The organism is Enterococcus sp. CR-Ec1 (genome assembly GCF_002850555.1).
GTDB lineage: Bacteria > Bacillota > Bacilli > Lactobacillales > Enterococcaceae > Enterococcus_D > Enterococcus_D entomosocium.
This window is the reverse complement of record NZ_CP025223.1, coordinates 137,651-153,159: the sequence shown is the minus strand read 5'-3', so window position 1 is coordinate 153,159 and position 15,509 is coordinate 137,651. Positions and strand designations below refer to the sequence as shown.

General features: G+C 45.4%; 17 protein-coding genes. All 17 read right to left on the bottom strand.

Annotated features, from left to right (window positions below; all coding sequences use genetic code 11):
- Positions 1-157: 157 nt before the first annotated feature.
- Positions 158-1,909 (bottom strand): hypothetical protein, encoded by a 1,752-nt coding sequence (locus CXM95_RS00740; protein ID WP_008376564.1) that lies wholly within the window; start codon positions 1,907-1,909, stop codon positions 158-160.
- A 165-nt stretch (positions 1,910-2,074) separates the two neighbouring features.
- The gene (fliS, locus tag CXM95_RS00735; RefSeq protein WP_008376567.1) at positions 2,075-2,443 is read right to left on the bottom strand and encodes a flagellar export chaperone FliS; all 369 of its coding nucleotides are present in this window, start codon (positions 2,441-2,443) and stop codon (positions 2,075-2,077) included.
- Between the two features lie 13 nt (positions 2,444-2,456).
- Positions 2,457-2,786, bottom strand: a complete 330-nt coding sequence (locus CXM95_RS00730; protein WP_081117664.1) for a hypothetical protein — start codon at positions 2,784-2,786, stop codon at positions 2,457-2,459.
- 74 nt (positions 2,787-2,860) lie between these two features.
- The gene (gene fliD / locus CXM95_RS00725; protein WP_061053564.1) at positions 2,861-4,282 is read right to left on the bottom strand and encodes a flagellar filament capping protein FliD; all 1,422 of its coding nucleotides are present in this window, start codon (positions 4,280-4,282) and stop codon (positions 2,861-2,863) included.
- Between the two features lie 4 nt (positions 4,283-4,286).
- Entirely contained in the window at positions 4,287-4,700 is a 414-nt protein-coding gene (locus tag CXM95_RS00720; RefSeq protein WP_016611599.1) for a flagellar protein FlaG, read from the bottom strand.
- Between the two features lie 102 nt (positions 4,701-4,802).
- Positions 4,803-5,885 (bottom strand): flagellin N-terminal helical domain-containing protein, encoded by a 1,083-nt coding sequence (locus tag CXM95_RS00715; RefSeq protein WP_008376575.1) that lies wholly within the window; start codon positions 5,883-5,885, stop codon positions 4,803-4,805.
- 137 nt (positions 5,886-6,022) lie between these two features.
- On the bottom strand, positions 6,023-6,943 hold the full coding sequence (flgL, locus tag CXM95_RS00710) for a flagellar hook-associated protein FlgL (RefSeq protein ID WP_008376577.1): 921 nt from the start codon (positions 6,941-6,943) through the stop codon (positions 6,023-6,025).
- 3 nt (positions 6,944-6,946) lie between these two features.
- On the bottom strand, positions 6,947-8,470 hold the full coding sequence (flgK, locus tag CXM95_RS00705) for a flagellar hook-associated protein FlgK (RefSeq protein ID WP_016619540.1): 1,524 nt from the start codon (positions 8,468-8,470) through the stop codon (positions 6,947-6,949).
- Positions 8,471-8,481: 11 nt separating this feature from the next.
- Positions 8,482-8,838 carry a hypothetical protein gene (locus CXM95_RS00700; protein ID WP_016609029.1) on the bottom strand — a complete coding sequence of 119 codons (357 nt, stop codon included), beginning with the start codon at positions 8,836-8,838 and terminating at the stop codon, positions 8,482-8,484.
- Positions 8,839-9,114, bottom strand: a complete 276-nt coding sequence (gene flgM / locus CXM95_RS00695; RefSeq protein WP_101698745.1) for a flagellar biosynthesis anti-sigma factor FlgM — start codon at positions 9,112-9,114, stop codon at positions 8,839-8,841.
- A 95-nt stretch (positions 9,115-9,209) separates the two neighbouring features.
- Complete coding sequence (gene fliY / locus CXM95_RS00690; protein WP_016619538.1) at positions 9,210-10,268, bottom strand: flagellar motor switch phosphatase FliY; 1,059 nt, start codon at positions 10,266-10,268, stop codon at positions 9,210-9,212.
- On the bottom strand, positions 10,265-11,275 hold the full coding sequence (gene fliM, locus CXM95_RS00685) for a flagellar motor switch protein FliM (RefSeq protein ID WP_008376586.1): 1,011 nt from the start codon (positions 11,273-11,275) through the stop codon (positions 10,265-10,267). Before fliM ends, fliY begins: the two co-directional genes overlap by 4 nt.
- Before the next feature lie 17 nt (positions 11,276-11,292).
- Entirely contained in the window at positions 11,293-11,682 is a 390-nt protein-coding gene (locus CXM95_RS00680) for a chemotaxis protein CheW (protein ID WP_005226635.1), read from the bottom strand.
- A gap of 19 nt (positions 11,683-11,701) precedes the next feature.
- Positions 11,702-12,064, bottom strand: coding sequence for a response regulator (locus CXM95_RS00675; RefSeq protein WP_003129084.1), 363 nt, complete (start codon positions 12,062-12,064; stop codon positions 11,702-11,704).
- A 14-nt stretch (positions 12,065-12,078) separates the two neighbouring features.
- Positions 12,079-12,666 (bottom strand): chemotaxis protein CheC, encoded by a 588-nt coding sequence (locus CXM95_RS00670; RefSeq protein ID WP_008376598.1) that lies wholly within the window; start codon positions 12,664-12,666, stop codon positions 12,079-12,081.
- On the bottom strand, positions 12,663-14,714 hold the full coding sequence (locus CXM95_RS00665; protein WP_101698744.1) for a chemotaxis protein CheA: 2,052 nt from the start codon (positions 14,712-14,714) through the stop codon (positions 12,663-12,665). Before CXM95_RS00665 ends, CXM95_RS00670 begins: the two co-directional genes overlap by 4 nt.
- 21 nt (positions 14,715-14,735) lie before the next feature.
- Positions 14,736-15,509, bottom strand: a complete 774-nt coding sequence (locus tag CXM95_RS00660) for a CheR family methyltransferase (protein ID WP_034878173.1) — start codon at positions 15,507-15,509, stop codon at positions 14,736-14,738.

Sequence of the window (15,509 nt, the reverse complement as noted above, 5' to 3'; positions counted from 1 at the left end):
TGCCTTTCTTAGTTCTTCAAAGTGTCTTATCTATTATAAGGAATAATCGTTGCGCACGCAACGATTATTGTTTCTCTCGGAAAAAAATAGGTACACTGTTGCTGATCAACAAAAAAAGAACTTCAGCCCTCTCGCTGAAGTTCTTTTCTGATTCATTTTATTCAGATTCTTTCAATAAAGCTTGTACGACCTTACGACGACGATACAGCTGTCTTGTTTTCCAGCTGATAAAGCCGATGAGTAAAGCGATCCAAGAAATGATCGTCAGCCATAAAGCTCCGTCGAAAAACCAAGGTGCGTCATAGTCAACGACTAAGACATTCTCCCCTGCTTGCTGTTGGACAGAAACGGCACCAATGGCACTCAAAGAGACATCTTTCTCAGTTAGTGGCTGCTGATTGAGGGTCAATTCAGTATAGCGGTAATTGATGATCGGTAACGCCTTCCACGCCTCTTGATCACCTTGCCAACGTAAAGTAAGTTTCCCGTTTTCTACGGTTTTTGCCACGGTATCATTTTTTTCAATGATTTCTTCCCCGTACAAATTGTACTTGTTCTTCTTGGTCTCTTGATAGAGGGGCAGATAATCTGGGGTAGAACGTTGATACAGCGCTAATGCTAAGGACTTGTCTTTACTAAAATAGGCTTCCTTCAATTGCGCTTCAGATTCCGCCGAGAGATAGGTGTGGTTTCGCAGTGAAACTGCCGCTTCATCGGAGTGCCAGTCCTGCATTTTGACCGTGTTTTGGATCAGGATTTGACCAACACTCAAAACTAAAACGAGGACGAACCAACGCGGATTTGCCAATGGCTTGCCCCGATAATAAGGAACCAGCAGGCACAAACCGACTAAGATCAAAATCGTGGCAGGAACAAAGAACCGAAAAGGGAATTGTAGTAAATTGATCACACCATTGTCCAGACTGCCTAGCCATTGCCAAGGAATAGCGTTCGATGATAAAACGAAAAAGACCGCTGCAGCTGCTGTCATTAATTTGAAGCCGCCGGATAGACGAGGCCATACACGAATCGCACCGCAAAAGAACAAGGCACATAAGATTGGCAGCAGGTACGGAGTCGTCCACCAATAGCTGCTGGTTCCAGTAATGGTATTGTTCTGCATGTTGCGATTCACAAAAGGCGCGATCAACGTGTTACTCGTATAGAGATCCAACATCCCTAACCAAATATTGGCGGTCAGCAGCAAGAAAATCCCGATCGCTCCTGCTAAGCGCAGCACCAATTGTCGTTTTTCTTCGCCGGAAGTTCCAACAAAAAAGGCGCGTAAGAAAAAGGGCACATATAAGAGCACTAACAAGATGCTTGAAAACACATGGATTTGAAATAAGACCGCCACGGAAACCCCTACCGCAAAAGGCCGCAACCGTTTATGTTCCCCTAGTGCGATCAGTGGAATCAGACACAGCGGTAACACGGCTGCTCCCCAAGCAGAAAAGCCCTGCCGCTCAATCCAATACTGGACAGAATAGGTCGCCATAAACAGGATGCTCATCCCCACTGACAGCCAGCCATTGACTCGTAGTTTCTTTAATAAGCCAAACATCGAAAACCCTGCTAGCAGATAGAGCAGCCCATTGGCGAGCAGTTGGTAGGAAAACCACGAAGGACTCAGCAAGACCAGCAGACCTTGGAAATAGGCAAAAAAGGGACCGTATAATGCATTGACGATACGAGCAGATTGCTGAAACCCGTAGATAGAAAGAAAATATTGAAAATTGCCCTCTTTGATCTGCTGGCTGGTCTCATAAAAACGATTGAAGTGAAAGACCACATCAGAGCCCAAAATCATGCCTTGGCCTAAGATCTGCGGTAATAAAAAAACACCACTCATTGCAATCAGAATCACCACTTGCCAGAAAAGCGGCTTTTGTACTATTTTTTGTTTCAAAAAAAAACCTCCTTGCACCTTTTCGGTACGCTCATAAAAAGAGTACCAGATAGGGACGAGGAGGGGAAAAAGAAAGCTTAGTGAAAAGGGATACATGGTAAAAATTTAACCAATTACTAAACTTTTCTAGGTTTTAGGTGGTCGTTTCTTTACTTTTTCTCAAATTTATTGGGTGATCGTTTGCCAGCTTTCCAGTAGTTCGCTTAAAAGCGGGACGACCGTTTCTGCAGGGGCTGCCTCTTTTTGGACATTGGCACTGACTAGCTGATCGTACATATAGCCATACAGCTGATCGAGATCTTCAGCAATAGCGCCGCCTTGCTCACGGTCTAAAGAGACCCGTAATTCCAATAAAATATTCTGCGCCTTGACAAATTGCTGATGGGCTTGGCTCAACTCTTCTTTTTCCAATGCGATCACTGCTAATTTGATGTTTTTGATGGCTGCTTGCAACAGCATTTCAATCAGTTTGTTGGGGGAGGCACTCATTACTTGGTTCTGCAGATAGTTGTTTTGCATTTTTTGATAATTCATCTTTTTTTCCTCACTATAAATCAAATTCGACGAAGGCGGCACTGTCTTCTTGCTGCAAATACGTTTTGACAAGATTGTTTTTGCGGTTCAAACGCCCCAATTCTTGTTTGATCTCTTGCTGCTGGGCTTTGACCTGGTCTAGGAACGCTTGATACGCTTGGATCACTTGTTGCGCCAATGCACTGGTTTGTGGACTATGGCTCTGTTCTTCTGCTTGCATGGCTGCTATGACCGCTGCATTGGCTGCCATCAAACGACTGGCTTCTTCGCTGTCGCCGCGCCATTGGGCAAAACCAGTTAAAATCTGATTCAAACGTTCATCTAATGATACGTGTGGCTCCATAGGTTGTTTCCTTTCTTGTTGACGAGGGTTTCTTATGCGAATGAAAAAGTGACTGCTTTAATCGGCTATCCTGCCTAGTTTGACGTATTGGCAAACTGATTGCTTAGGTAACTCAGCTGATTTTCAGCCTCCATCATCACGGAGTCTAATTTGGTAAACATTGTGATGTAACGCTCTTTTTTCATTGCTAAAATAGCATCAAACCGTGTAATCTGTTTGTTCAAATCCTTGATGGTACTGTCATAGGTCGCAGATTTGGTGGCAATGATCCCTTTATTGGCTGAAGTATTGACGACATAGCTGTTGGCTAATTCTTTTAGCGCTAATGTATAGCCGGTCTCTTTCGTACTCGCAGTGCCATCGGCTTCTTTGGTTTTCGTACTTGCATAAAAGAAGGACTTCACAGCAGCGGGATCTTCCGCTAGGGCTTCTTTTAACTTGGTCGTATCCAGTCCCAATGTACCATCATTATCGACGGTGGAGATGCCTAGCTTATTAGCAGTCAGCTTTGATCCGCTGACGGCTGGAATGGTGATCAAATTTCGCAATTGAGTCTGTAGACGGGTCAACGCACTGTCTCCCACCAAGGTCCCCGTCTTGTTGTTTTCACTACTAGGATCTCCCACGGTCAAATTATCGCCGATAAAACTCATCAAGCTATTGTATTGATCCACTAATCCTTGTACTGCATCAACGACTTTCGAAGTATCATTGGCTAAAGAAAGCGTCACATGCTCCTCGCTTTTTTTCGCTAACGTCAGAGTGACACCATCGATAACATCCGTCACACTATTGCTGTCGCGGGTGATCTCCATGCCGTCTAGTTCAAAAATAGCCGGTTGGCCTTGCGTCGTAGCCGCAGTTGAACCGATCCCTAATCCTTCGGCGGCATTGCCGTCGATCAAGAAGTTTTTGTCGCCCATTTTCGTATTCGTTAAAATCAAACGGTTATCCACGATGCTCGCTGCAACGAAGGTCGTCTTGCTTTGGCCATTGATCTTAGCTGCCACATCTTTTAAGCTGTCTTCGGCAGTGATCTCGATCGAAGCGGTGATCGGTTTGCCATCTTCATCGACTTCCGAACTGGTCAATGACAGCTGACCACTGACATTTAGGGCCGTTTTGCTACTTTGAGCTACTTGACTCCCCGTCACCTTCGTGGCTGTTGCTAGTTGGTTGACTTTTAGATCATAGGTGCCTTCTGGGGCTTCCGTTGTTCCTGCAATTGAAGCGATACTACTATTGGTGGTCGTCGCTTTTTTTGTTTGATAAGCATCATCTTTTTGTAACGCATCGACTTTTGACAAAAAGTTAGTCAAGCGAGTGCTGATATCACTCCATGCCGTTTTTTGTGCTTTAAGCGACGTGATTTTATTCTCAGCACGGGTCTTATTGATCGCATCTGCCGCCAATAATTTTTCAATATCTTCTGAAGTCACGCCAGAATAACTCCCTAGCGTTGTACTGATTCCTGAACTGCTGGTTACACTTGCCATAGTTTCATCCCTTTCGATCGACCGCAATGCCCATGTCATCCCATATTTTTCCAATCACATCTAGCATGTTGGCTGGTGGGATCTCTTTGATCACTTCGTTGGTCTGCATATCCACTAAACGCACCATCGTACGCCCTGTGCGCTCATGTACTTCATAAGCCAATTTCATATCTTTGCCAAGTAGTCGCTGATTCACTTCCTCCACGGAGGCTGCGATCTTGTGCTGATCGGCTACTGAAAAATAGTGGATCGGCGGTTCAGTGACCACTGTCCGTTCCTTTTTCTCCGCCATTTTCCCCTCTTGGTGTTGCGGCTGAAGGTTGGCGGTCTCTGGATCTAGGGATTCGATCGGACGTGCTTTAGCGACCGACGCAACGGCTTCGATCGGGTGTATTCCTGACATTGGCTGAATATCCATCAGAGCTTCCTCATTTCTAAGCGTTTTTGTGCTGCTATGTAAAACACAAGAACTGCGCTTCCCCTAGGCAGTCCTTGTGTCAGTGGTTCACTTGATCAAAAATTATCCTTGTAACAAGCTCAATACGCTGTTAGGCATTGAGTTTGCTTGTGCCAACATTGAAGTTGCTGCTTGAGAAAGGATGTTGCTCTTCGTAAAGCTCATCATTTCTTGGGCCATATCAACGTCACGGATACGTGAGTTTGCTTCAGATAGGTTTTCTTGTGTTGTACCTAAGTTGTTGATTGTGTGTTCTAGACGGTTTTGCGCCGCACCAAGATCCGCACGTTGTGCAGAAACTGCTTTGATCGCTTCATCGATTTTCGTGATTGGGTTGTTTTCAACGCTGACAGTTGCCGCTGCTGCTTTGCCTTCATCAGAAGCGGTAAATGTTGCTAAAGCATCATCGTATGTTTTTTGAGCTGTTGCTTTTGCTGTATCATCCGCAGCTGTATCGATGGCTGTTTGTAATTCAGCAACTGTTTTACCAGCTGCCGCATCAACTGTGCCGTCCGCTGCATATTTTGTTGTAGCATCTGCTTTGAAGGCAGTCGCTACTGCTTTATCTTTTGCTGCAGCAACAGCTTTGGCATCGCTTGTGTCAATGGCTTGTGTTAAATCTAAGCCTTTTACTTTCAATGCAGATGAGCTCATGTTGTTGATTGAAACGCCCATTGTTTGGTTTGCGTTGGCACCGATTTGGAAAGTGAATGATTTCGCATCATCGCCTTCACCAGTTAACAAGCTTTTTGTATTGAATTCAGTGGTATTGCTGATACGATCGATTTCATCAGACAATGCGGTGTATTCTTTGTTGATCGCACTGCGGTCGTCATCACTTAACGTACCGTTTGAACTTTGAACCGCAAGGTCACGCATACGGCCTAAGATGCTGTGGGTTTCATTTAATGCACCTTCTGCTGTTTGGATCAATGAGATACCATCTTGTGCATTGCTTTTTGCTTGTGACAAACCGCCGATTTGGCCTTTCATTTTTTCAGAAATTGCTAAGCCAGCTGCGTCGTCCCCAGCTTTGTTGATGCGTAAGCCTGAAGATAATTTAGACAAAGAATTGCTTTTAGAAGCATTTGCTGCCGTTAGGCGTGAGTAAGTATTCAATGCTGAAACGTTTGTATTGATTCTCATGTGTAGTTCCTCCTAATTTTTATTCGCTAAGGTTTCCCTCTGCTACTATTTATCGGAAGAAACCGTTCAGGGTTAAGCCTTTTTTCTAAAAAAAATAAAAAACTTTTGCTCCCGTCAAAGAACAAAAGTTTTTTGGGTTAATTTAAATAATCTAGAATGGACATCTGCATGATCTTTGTTCCCATTGCTAATGTTGAGCGGTAGGCAGTCATTTGATTTTGATATTCCATATACTTTTCCGCAATATCGACGTCTTGTTTGTTGGACAGTGTTTCGGTCAAGTTCAGCTTTTCCGTCTCATTTCGATCAGCTGCCGCCTCCAAGCGATTGTAGAGGGTGCCGATCTGCGCCCGTACATTCACTACATTGGTGGCATGCTGGTCATGAGCAGTTAAAAGCTCGCCCCCTAAGGCATCTTTATCATCACTGCGCAACGCAGACAATAAATCATTGAAGTAGGTGCTTAAATTTTGGGGATCCGTAGCGGTGCCCGTCTCGTTCATCAGTCGATCACCGCTGGCTAACAGATCCACCGAGACCCCGTTTGCGATTTCTCGGGGCAAGTCTTCACTGGTGCCATTGTATTTGATACCGACGATGGCGTCATTTTCTTTGACGATCTCAAAAGGCGCCGTCGTCGTATTCGTTCCGCTAAATAAATAGCGGCCATCAAAGTTGGTATTTAATGATTCAACGATACCTGCGATCTCTTGCTCGATCTCTGAACGATTTGCGCCTAATTCCTCACTGCCGGCTGTCGCATTGGCAGAAGATTGAACCAATGAGCGAATCCGCAGCATCGAGGTACTGACGCTTTCTAAAGCAGAATCTTGGGCTTTTGTCCAAGAAATACTGTCTTTGATCGTATTATTGTAGGTTTTGTTTTGATTTAACGACACATTGAGATCCATGATTTTTGAAACCAGCAGTGGATTATCCGAGGACTTGCTGACTTCTTTCAAGCTCGATAGCTGATTCAACGTGGATTGGACTTTGGAGGCGTTGGTTCCTAGATTTCGTAAAAAATCATTGTAGGTGATTGAATTGGAAATACGCATGTTCTACACTCCTGTTCGATTGATCAATGTGTCTAACATTTCAGAAACGACCGATAATATGCGGGCATTGGCCTGAAATCCTTGTTGGAAACGAATCACATCTGACATTTCTTCATTTAATGAAACACCGGACACCGATTGATTTTTGTATTCTAGTTGATTCAGCAGCGACAATTGGGCACTGACCGTATTGTCGGCTTGCTGTTTTGAGATCCCGTTTTTGGTGACGATGCTGTTAAAATAACTGCTGACACTCATGCCGGATGCTGCATTAGCAAACGTCAATGTCTCAGAATCAAAAGAAGCGATCGTCTTTTCTGACAACGGGAAATCCAATTTGGCACTGCTGAGTTTGGCCATTGCAGCAGCTCTTGAACCATCTCCTGCTGCATTGCTCGTTCCGCCGGTCACCAGACTTGGGTTATCTAACAGTGCTTGGCTGACCCGAATCGTCGTCGCTGTGCCGGTATCATCTTGGCCGATCTCAAATAGTCCGCTTGTACGAGAAGCGCCGCCGGTAAAGACCATGTTCATGGCTTGCGCGATCGTCGTCGTAAAGTTGTTCAATTCCGTCAAGCGACTGCCGATTTCACTAGATGATGCTTGCAGGCCACCGATCGCCCCTTCTTTGATCGGCAATTCTGTATAGGCGGTGTCGCCATTGTCGGTGGTTTTCGTCAACAAGACGGTTCCAGCTGGATAAGACCCCGTGATGGTTTCGGCAGGATTCAAGGCGTTGCCGTCTTTGGAAACTAAGGCGCCTGTGTCGCTTTGTCCCACCACCACACTAAGGGTATTGCGTTCCTCCGCACTTAAAATCGTCTGTCCGCTCATAGATACAAACCCACGGCCATATTGATCGGTCTTGGTTTCGATCCCTGCTAGACCCGAGAGATCTTTCAACAGACTGTCTCGACGATCTAAGAGATCATTGGGTGTTTCACCACTTGTCGTCAACCCATAGATTTGTTCATTCAAGGATTGCAGCTGCTTGACCTTCTCATTGAAGTCCAGCGCGGATTTTTCGATGGTATCCAGCGTGTCGCTTTGCAGCTGCGTCATTTGTTTGCCCATTTGGTTGATGGTATCGGCAAACGTACTGCTGTTTTCCAGCACAAGGGTCTTAGACGTATCCAGTTCAGGATTGTTGGCTAATGCGGTCCAAGAATCAAACATCGTTGCCAGCTGTTTGGACAGTCCGTTGTCGGAAGGCTCATTCATTAAACTTTCCAGCTGTCCTAATATGTCTGCTTTTTGTTCATAATATGTATAGGTAGAATTGGCATTGCGTACTTGTCCAATGACAAAATCATCGACGATCCGTTCGACACTGCCGACTTTCACACCCATACCGATGCTGCCGACACCCGCTAGATGGTAAGACGCTTCGGCTTGCAAGTTGACTCGTTGTCTTGAGTAGCCGTCTGTATTGGTATTTGCAATGTTGTGGCTGCTGGTTTGCAACGCTGCTTGATTGGCGGTCATGCCCCGGGTTGCGGTGCCTAATGAACCGAATAGTCCTGTCATAGTAGTACTCCTTACATTTTTTGATCGATGATCGCTGTTGAGACTGCTTGTTTTTCTTGGTATTTCGAATACGTATTTGCCGGTGTCTTGATATTTTCTTTGACTGCATCCATCAAAACGGTTTGGAAACTAATGGCTTGTTCCGTCAGCAGGAGATTCTCGGCTTGCTGCACTTGGATCTGGCGGATGAGTTCTTTGATCGCCACTGAAAGAGTTCCTTCATACGTGGAAAAAACGGGTACGAAGGCGGTTTTTTTCTCGACGAGTTCTGGTAATTTTTCTGCTTGATTTTTGATCAAGCAGGTCTTTTCTTTTTGCAGCAACCGCAAGAACTGCTGTAGCTGACGCTCAAATTCCCGTTCTGTCATCTAGTCGACCTGCTTTTCATCTTGCTGCAGCATTTTATCGGCGATTGTTTCGGCAGATATTTGGTAGGTGCCTTCTTTGATTGCTCGTTTCAATTCTGCCACTCGTTCACTGCGACTGGCTGTTTGATTGGCACTCTTTTGAATGGCTTGAGCTGTTTCGGACAATTGAACATCGACGGTTTTTTCTGTCTGAGCAGCAGTTGGCTTTTCTTGTTTGACCGCTTCACATTTGATAGCCTTGTCGCTGTATTCTGCGTAACCTCTTTCGATTTTCATAGGTTCTCCTCCGTTCTCATTCTTCTACCCTCTACTATCGGTCAAATCACAAAAAAGTTAAACCCATATGTTTAACTTTTTGCGATTTCTTCAAATTAATGCAAATTGTGGATGCGTTGTTTTTGCGAAAGAATGTTGGTGATCCGTACGCCGAAGTTTTCATTGATGACCACGACTTCCCCAGTGGCGATCAGTTTGCCGTTCAACAAAATCTCTAGCGGTTCATCCGTCAGTTTTTCCAGTTCGATGACGGACCCTGTATTGAAAGATAAAATGTCCTTAATGGTTTTTTTGCTGCGGCCTAACACGACACTTAGATCCAGTGGCACATCAAGAATCAAGTCCAAATTATCCCCATCGCTCACCCCGCTAGAGGCCAATGTTTGAAACGCCGGTTTGCTGACTTCAACGGGTTTTGATGTAGCCGCCGGTTCAGGGGTAGGCGCAGCAACGGGTGCCGTTGGCTGCGGTGTTGGTGTTTCTCGAGTAACGACAGTCGCTTCATCGGACAGCATCGCACTGGCGATATCGTTAACCACCGGATCCGTAAAGATCTGCATGATTTTGCTTTCGATCAGACCTTCGACGCGCAAAGAAAATGAGATACAATAAATCTCTTCCTCTGCCTCGATCCCGCTATACTCAATGTTTTCTGGTGTCTCCCATAGTTTGACGATCGGCGGTAAGATATCCACTTTACGGCTGATCATCGTCGCCATCGAAGTCGAGGCAGTCCCAATCATTTGGTTCATGGCTTCTGCCACAGCACTTAGCTCTAATTCCGTGAATTGGGTGTTGCTGGTTTCACCGGTTCCCCCCATCATCAAATCAGCGATCACGATGGCATCTTTGACTTCTAACAGCATCAAATTACTGCCTAAAAGGCCTTCTTTAAATTCAACTGTCGTTGCTACTTTTGGTGCAACGAGGTCGTTTAAGATCTCACCAAATTTGATTTTAGACACCCGGGGAGTCGTGATGCTGACCCGACGATCAAGAATGGACGACAACGTCGTCGCCGCTTGCGACATGGAGATATTGCCAACTTCGCCGATAATGTCGACTTTGACTTGCTCTTCTAATCCTTGCGGCTGGGCTGGGGCACTTTGATTCAACAATGCATCGATTTCTGCTTGGGATAAACGTTCACTCATAGTTCTTGCTCCTCTTCTAACTTGTCTAATAATTCAATGGCTAAATGGTCCTCTTGCTTCCCAGGTTTTGCTCGGAAGTAAGGTTTTCCATCGATGAAGGTCTCTAATGGTTCAGTAATTTTTTTGTCTAGTTTGATGACATCGCCTTCTTCTAAGTGGAGAAACTCAGAAAGACTCATTTGAGCATGGCCCAGCAGAACTTCTAGATTCAATCCGACCCCATTCAAACTTTTTTGCAACTCGCGGCTATCGTCTTGGTTGACTGGCTGATTGCTATCAAACCAATTGCGGAAACTTAATTTATCAATGATCCCTTCAAAGAAGACATAGGGGATACATAGATTGATAAAATGTTTCACTTCAAAAATTTTGATAGTAAAGGTCACTAACACGACGGGTTCGTTGGGCGACATGTTTTGCATCAATTGCGGATTCGTATCGATTCCATCCAAAACCGAATCCAAGGCAACGATGTCCTTCCAAACATTTTGGTAGACCCGTACAAATTGTGCTACTACTTCTTCCAAGATCGCTGTTTCAATATCAGTAAAACTTTTTTTCTCGCTAAAATCCATTTCGATCGGCTTGTTTTGATAAACATCCAATCCGCCGCACAACAACTCCACCAACATCATACACAGTTGTGGGTTCATCTCGATCATTTGGATCCCGCTCAAAGGCTGCGAATGAAAGAGCCCCAACAAAGTAAATTTTGGTATCGAATGGATAAATTCGTCATAACTGACTTGTTCGATAGCTGCCAACTGCAAAGAAACATTGGTCCGCAGTTGGGTAGAAAGCATGCTGCTGCTCATCTTCGAGAAATCCTCGAAGATCATGTGCAGGGTATTGACGTATTCTTTCGACAGCTTTGTTGGTCGGCGAAAATCGTAGGCTTTCACTTTGGCTTGTTTGTCTTCTATCTCAATAATTTCTTGATCGATCTCTCCGCTGCTCATCGCATTCAACAATAAATCAATCTCTTGCTGCGTCAATACCTGATCCACACTAATCCCCCATTTTTTTAAAAAATCATGTGATCGATTTGAATCACACTGGCTACTTTTTCACCGATCGTCACGACCCCAACGGCATGTTCTGTCTCTTGATTGCTTAGTTGGATATCGTCTTCGGTGATATCAAGAACTTCAATTACTTCTTCTACGAGGACCCCTTTGGTCTCCTCTTGCTTCTTCATGATCAATATGTTTTTTTCGTAGGCTGGTTCCATGATGGGAATCAATTTTGCCAAACGAATCACCGTTACGACAGACCCCCGCAGATTGATCAACCCTTCCACCCACTCTGGTGCTAAGGGCACCTTCGTAAAAGAAGGGGCATCAATGACCTCGTCCACCGAGTCCGCCGAGATCAAATAGTACTGCTGAGCCATTTTGAAAAGAATCATCTGCATGTCGCTATCCTCCTAGGCATTAGGCAAAGGCTTTGTCGATGGCAGTGATTACGCGGTCCGTGTCAAAGGGCTTCACGATAAAGTCCACCGCACCGGCGCGAATCGCATCCATCACCATTCCTTGTTGTCCCATGGCACTGCACATTACGACTTTGGCCTGCGCATCAAACGTGCGGATCATTTTTAATGCCTCTAAGCCATCCACTTCTGGCATCGTGATATCCATAGTCACTAAGTCTGGTGTCGTTGCTTGGTATTTTTCAAAAGCCTCTTGGCCATTTTGGGCTTCCCCCACGACTTCATAGCCGTTTTTTTCTAAAATATCCTTTAATTTCATGCGCATAAATACCGCATCATCCACGATCAATACTTTTTTTGACATTGTATTTGCCCCTTTCAAATTCCTAATGAATCAAATATGTTTTCTAGTACACCGATTTCTGGAATCAAAAATAACGATGCCTCTAATGTTTCTTTGGCGTAGACGAACTCATTACGAATCACCATCACCTGCTCATCATACTGGGCCATCGCCAGATAGATGGAGCTGATCGCTGCGCCAAAGAAATCATAGCTGGCGCTTGGTAAAGACGCACTCAGCTGAGTTTCCAATAGTTGGCCGATCGCGATCAAAAAAGAATTGGTAAGAATGTTAGTCAACTCGTTGATGACCGATTGCTTCAATTCTTCAGACGGATCGATTTCTTGGATCATCAACTGACGCAATTTTGCGGCGGATTCATCCGTTAAGACAAACAAGAAGATCCCTCGAAACGCCCCTTCGATCTGGCTCATCACCACATGAACTTCTTTGTCTTCCGCCATGATCTGCTGATACAGGTCCTCATACGCTAGAATCTCGACTTCCGGTACCCGCATATCGATCGGTTGTTGGACGAGCTTTGATAAACTAGTCGCAGCGTGACCACCGCCGATATTGATCAGTTCTTTTAGGCCATCGATTTGCAGCGCTGTATAACTCATAGGCGGTCATCCTTTTTTTCCTGACAGATGGCATGAATGTCTAGGATCAATGCGATCGAGCCGTTGCCCATAATCGTTGCCCCTTGATAGCGATTCAGCTTTTGCAGCAATGGATCGATTTTCTTGATGACGATTTCTTGCTGGCCGATCAGCTCATCTGCCAAAATGCCGTGAAATTGCTGGTCATTGTTGACGATGATGGCGAATTTTTTCTCAGATGGATCGCCTTCGATCGCTAAGAGTTGATCGGTCCGAACCAAGGGAATCAACTCCTCTTGAAAACGATAGACCTCATCCGAGACCGTCTGGATGATCTCTTCTTCTTTGACCATCACCACGCGTTCGACGAGATTTAGTGGAATCGCAAAGGTTTCTGCTCCGACGCGAACCATCAACGCTTGAATGATCGACAGAGTCAATGGCAATTTGATCACAAACTGCGTGCCTTTATTTGGCTGGCTCTTCATTTCGATCGTGCCCCCTAGTTGGGTGATCTTCGATTGCACGGCATCCATCCCGACACCGCGCCCAGAAATGTTAGTCACTTCTTGCGCCGTTGAAAAACCAGGATGGAAAATCAGCTGCTGCAACGCTTCATCGGAAAGACCTTCCGTTGCTAAGCCTTTCTTTTCAGCACTTGCTTTGATTACTTGCGGATCAAGGCCTTTGCCATCATCCTCTAAAGTAATGATCACGCGATTGCCTTCTTGGTAGGCCGCCAAGCGAATCGTGCCCTTGCGCGGTTTGCCCAGTTTTTCCCGAACATCGGGTGCTTCGATGCCGTGATCGACAGAATTACGCAATAGATGGACCAGAGGTTCACTCAACTCAGAAACCACTGTTTTATCCAATTCCGTTTCTTCCCCAAAAATGACAAGTTCCATTTCCTTTTGCAGTTCATTGGATAAGTCCCGAACCATTCGCGGAAAGCGACTAAAGACGACATTGACTTGCTGCATGCGGATCCGTAAGACCAAATCTTGCAGCTCAGAGGTCAATCGTGAAACTTGCTCTAAGGGGTCTTTGACTGCTTCGATGTTTTCCCGCTCACTGACATCTTCTAATTGATTGCGATAGACCACCAATTCGGACACGAGATCCAAGAATGAATCTAAGCGATTCAAGTCGACTCGGATCGATTGATTTTGGGCGGACGCATGATGCGCGGGCGCCGGCGATTTTTCTTTCGTTTCTGTTGTCGCTTGCTGAAGAGCAGAAGTCTCTGACTCTGGGGTCGGCACTGGTTGAAGCAGCTCTTCTGTCTCCTCCAACACAGCAGCTGAAGGATCAAACGGTGCCACCACGAAGGCTTCGATCTCACTATTGCTGGCGATGTTTTGCTCGACATCAGCCAGTGTTTGCTGCGTCAAATACAGCAGTGAAAAATCTGATTCAAAGGTGCCTTCTTCGAGTGTTTGGGCATCTGGTTCTGTATAGAGAACATCCCCTGCTTGGCCCAGCTTTTCCATGATCAAGAAGGCACGAGCGCCTTTTAACATGGATTGGGCATCTAAGCGAACAGCAATTTGGACCGCTTGATAGCCATCTCCAGCCGCTTGCTCGATCACATACAGATCAGAAGGATCGATCTGTTGAAGCTGTGGGGTTAATGCGCCCACTGCGGTGGGTTTTTGACTTGCTTCTGTCTCGGTTGGTAGGCCGCCAGAATGTTCTGTTTGGTCAAGTTCGGCCAATAAATCGGCAATTTGAGCTGGCTGCAGGTCACGTTCTTCCCGCAGATCCTCCACAAGTTCTGACAGACGATCTAGACATTTGAAAATCAATGAGATCGATTGCTGGGTCACTTGCAAGGTCCCTGTTTTAAATAACTCAAAAATATTTTCCATTTTATGGGTCAGCTGCGTCATGACGTCATAGCCCATCGTTGCCGCCATCCCTTTAAGGGTATGGGCAGAACGGAAAATATCATTCAGCAAGGCGCTATCTTTTGGATCGTTTTCCAATTGCAAGACATGATCATTCAACTGCGCTAAATGATCGTCTGTTTCTTCAAAGAAAAGGGTACGATAGACACTATTGTCATCCAAATGGGTCCCTCCTTTACAAAATTATACTTTTTGATAGATAAACGAATCGATTTTCTTGAGACCGAATTGTTCCGCAAAATTGATCGTTTCTGTCGCTCCCGTAAACAAAATGCCCCCTGGCACCAATGCATCGCTGAATTTTTGATAGACGGCATCCCGAGCATCACTTTTGAAATAAATCGTCACATTACGGCAAACGATCACATCAAAAGGCCCATTGTACGGGTCTTTCAAAAGATCGTGTTGCTTAAAATGAACCCGCCGTTTGATTTCTGGTTTGATCTGAAACTGGTTCTTTTCTTTTGCATCAAAAAAACGGGTACGTTCTGCCGCTGAGACATTCCGCAATTCGTGGTCTCGATAGAGTCCTTGCTTGGCTTTTGCCAAAATTTGCGTATCGATATCGGTAGCCAAGACATTGGCTGCGGCAATTTGGTTTTTTTCTAGCAGCATCGCGATCGTATAGGGCTCTGCCCCAATCGAACATGCGGCACTCCAAATTTTGGGCAGAGTGGTTTTCGGGAGAACAATGGTTTTCAAGACGCGTTCAAAGGCGTCAAACAGTTCTTTGTTGCGATAAAATTCCGTTACGTTAATGGTGATATGGGCTAAAAAAGCCGCCCGCACCCCTTCATCGCCTTCGATCAATTGCTGGTATTCCCTCAACGTCTTTGCCCCGCTGTTTTCCATGATCGTAAGAATGCGGCGCTGCATTTGATTTTCTTTGTATGCGGCTAAGGGAATCCCTAATCGGCGATCCACCCACGCATTAAATAAGGCAAATTCTTCTTCCAT

What these genes read in the sequence shown, in the direction of transcription:
- fliY (WP_016619538.1), bottom strand. Translation starts at nt 10,268, where the DNA reads ATGAGTGAACGTTTATCCCAAGCAGAAATCGATGCATTGTTGAATCAA.
- CXM95_RS00720 (WP_016611599.1), bottom strand. Translation starts at nt 4,700, where the DNA reads ATGGATATTCAGCCAATGTCAGGAATACACCCGATCGAAGCCGTTGCG.
- flgK (WP_016619540.1), bottom strand. Translation starts at nt 8,470, where the DNA reads ATGACAGGACTATTCGGTTCATTAGGCACCGCAACCCGGGGCATGACC.
- CXM95_RS00680 (WP_005226635.1), bottom strand. Translation starts at nt 11,682, where the DNA reads ATGCAGATGATTCTTTTCAAAATGGCTCAGCAGTACTATTTGATCTCG.
- CXM95_RS00670 (WP_008376598.1), bottom strand. Translation starts at nt 12,666, where the DNA reads ATGAGTTATACAGCGCTGCAAATCGATGGCCTAAAAGAACTGATCAAT.
- CXM95_RS00715 (WP_008376575.1), bottom strand. Translation starts at nt 5,885, where the DNA reads ATGAGAATCAATACAAACGTTTCAGCATTGAATACTTACTCACGCCTA.
- CXM95_RS00730 (WP_081117664.1), bottom strand. Translation starts at nt 2,786, where the DNA reads ATGGAGCCACACGTATCATTAGATGAACGTTTGAATCAGATTTTAACT.
- flgM (WP_101698745.1), bottom strand. Translation starts at nt 9,114, where the DNA reads ATGAAAATCGAAAGAGGTTACGCAGAATACAGCGACAAGGCTATCAAA.
- CXM95_RS00700 (WP_016609029.1), bottom strand. Translation starts at nt 8,838, where the DNA reads ATGACAGAACGGGAATTTGAGCGTCAGCTACAGCAGTTCTTGCGGTTG.
- flgL (WP_008376577.1), bottom strand. Translation starts at nt 6,943, where the DNA reads ATGCGTATTTCCAATTCAATCACCTACAATGATTTTTTACGAAATCTA.
- fliD (WP_061053564.1), bottom strand. Translation starts at nt 4,282, where the DNA reads ATGGCAAGTGTAACCAGCAGTTCAGGAATCAGTACAACGCTAGGGAGT.
- CXM95_RS00660 (WP_034878173.1), bottom strand. Translation starts at nt 15,509, where the DNA reads ATGGAAGAAGAATTTGCCTTATTTAATGCGTGGGTGGATCGCCGATTA.
- CXM95_RS00675 (WP_003129084.1), bottom strand. Translation starts at nt 12,064, where the DNA reads ATGTCAAAAAAAGTATTGATCGTGGATGATGCGGTATTTATGCGCATG.
- fliS (WP_008376567.1), bottom strand. Translation starts at nt 2,443, where the DNA reads ATGAATTATCAAAAAATGCAAAACAACTATCTGCAGAACCAAGTAATG.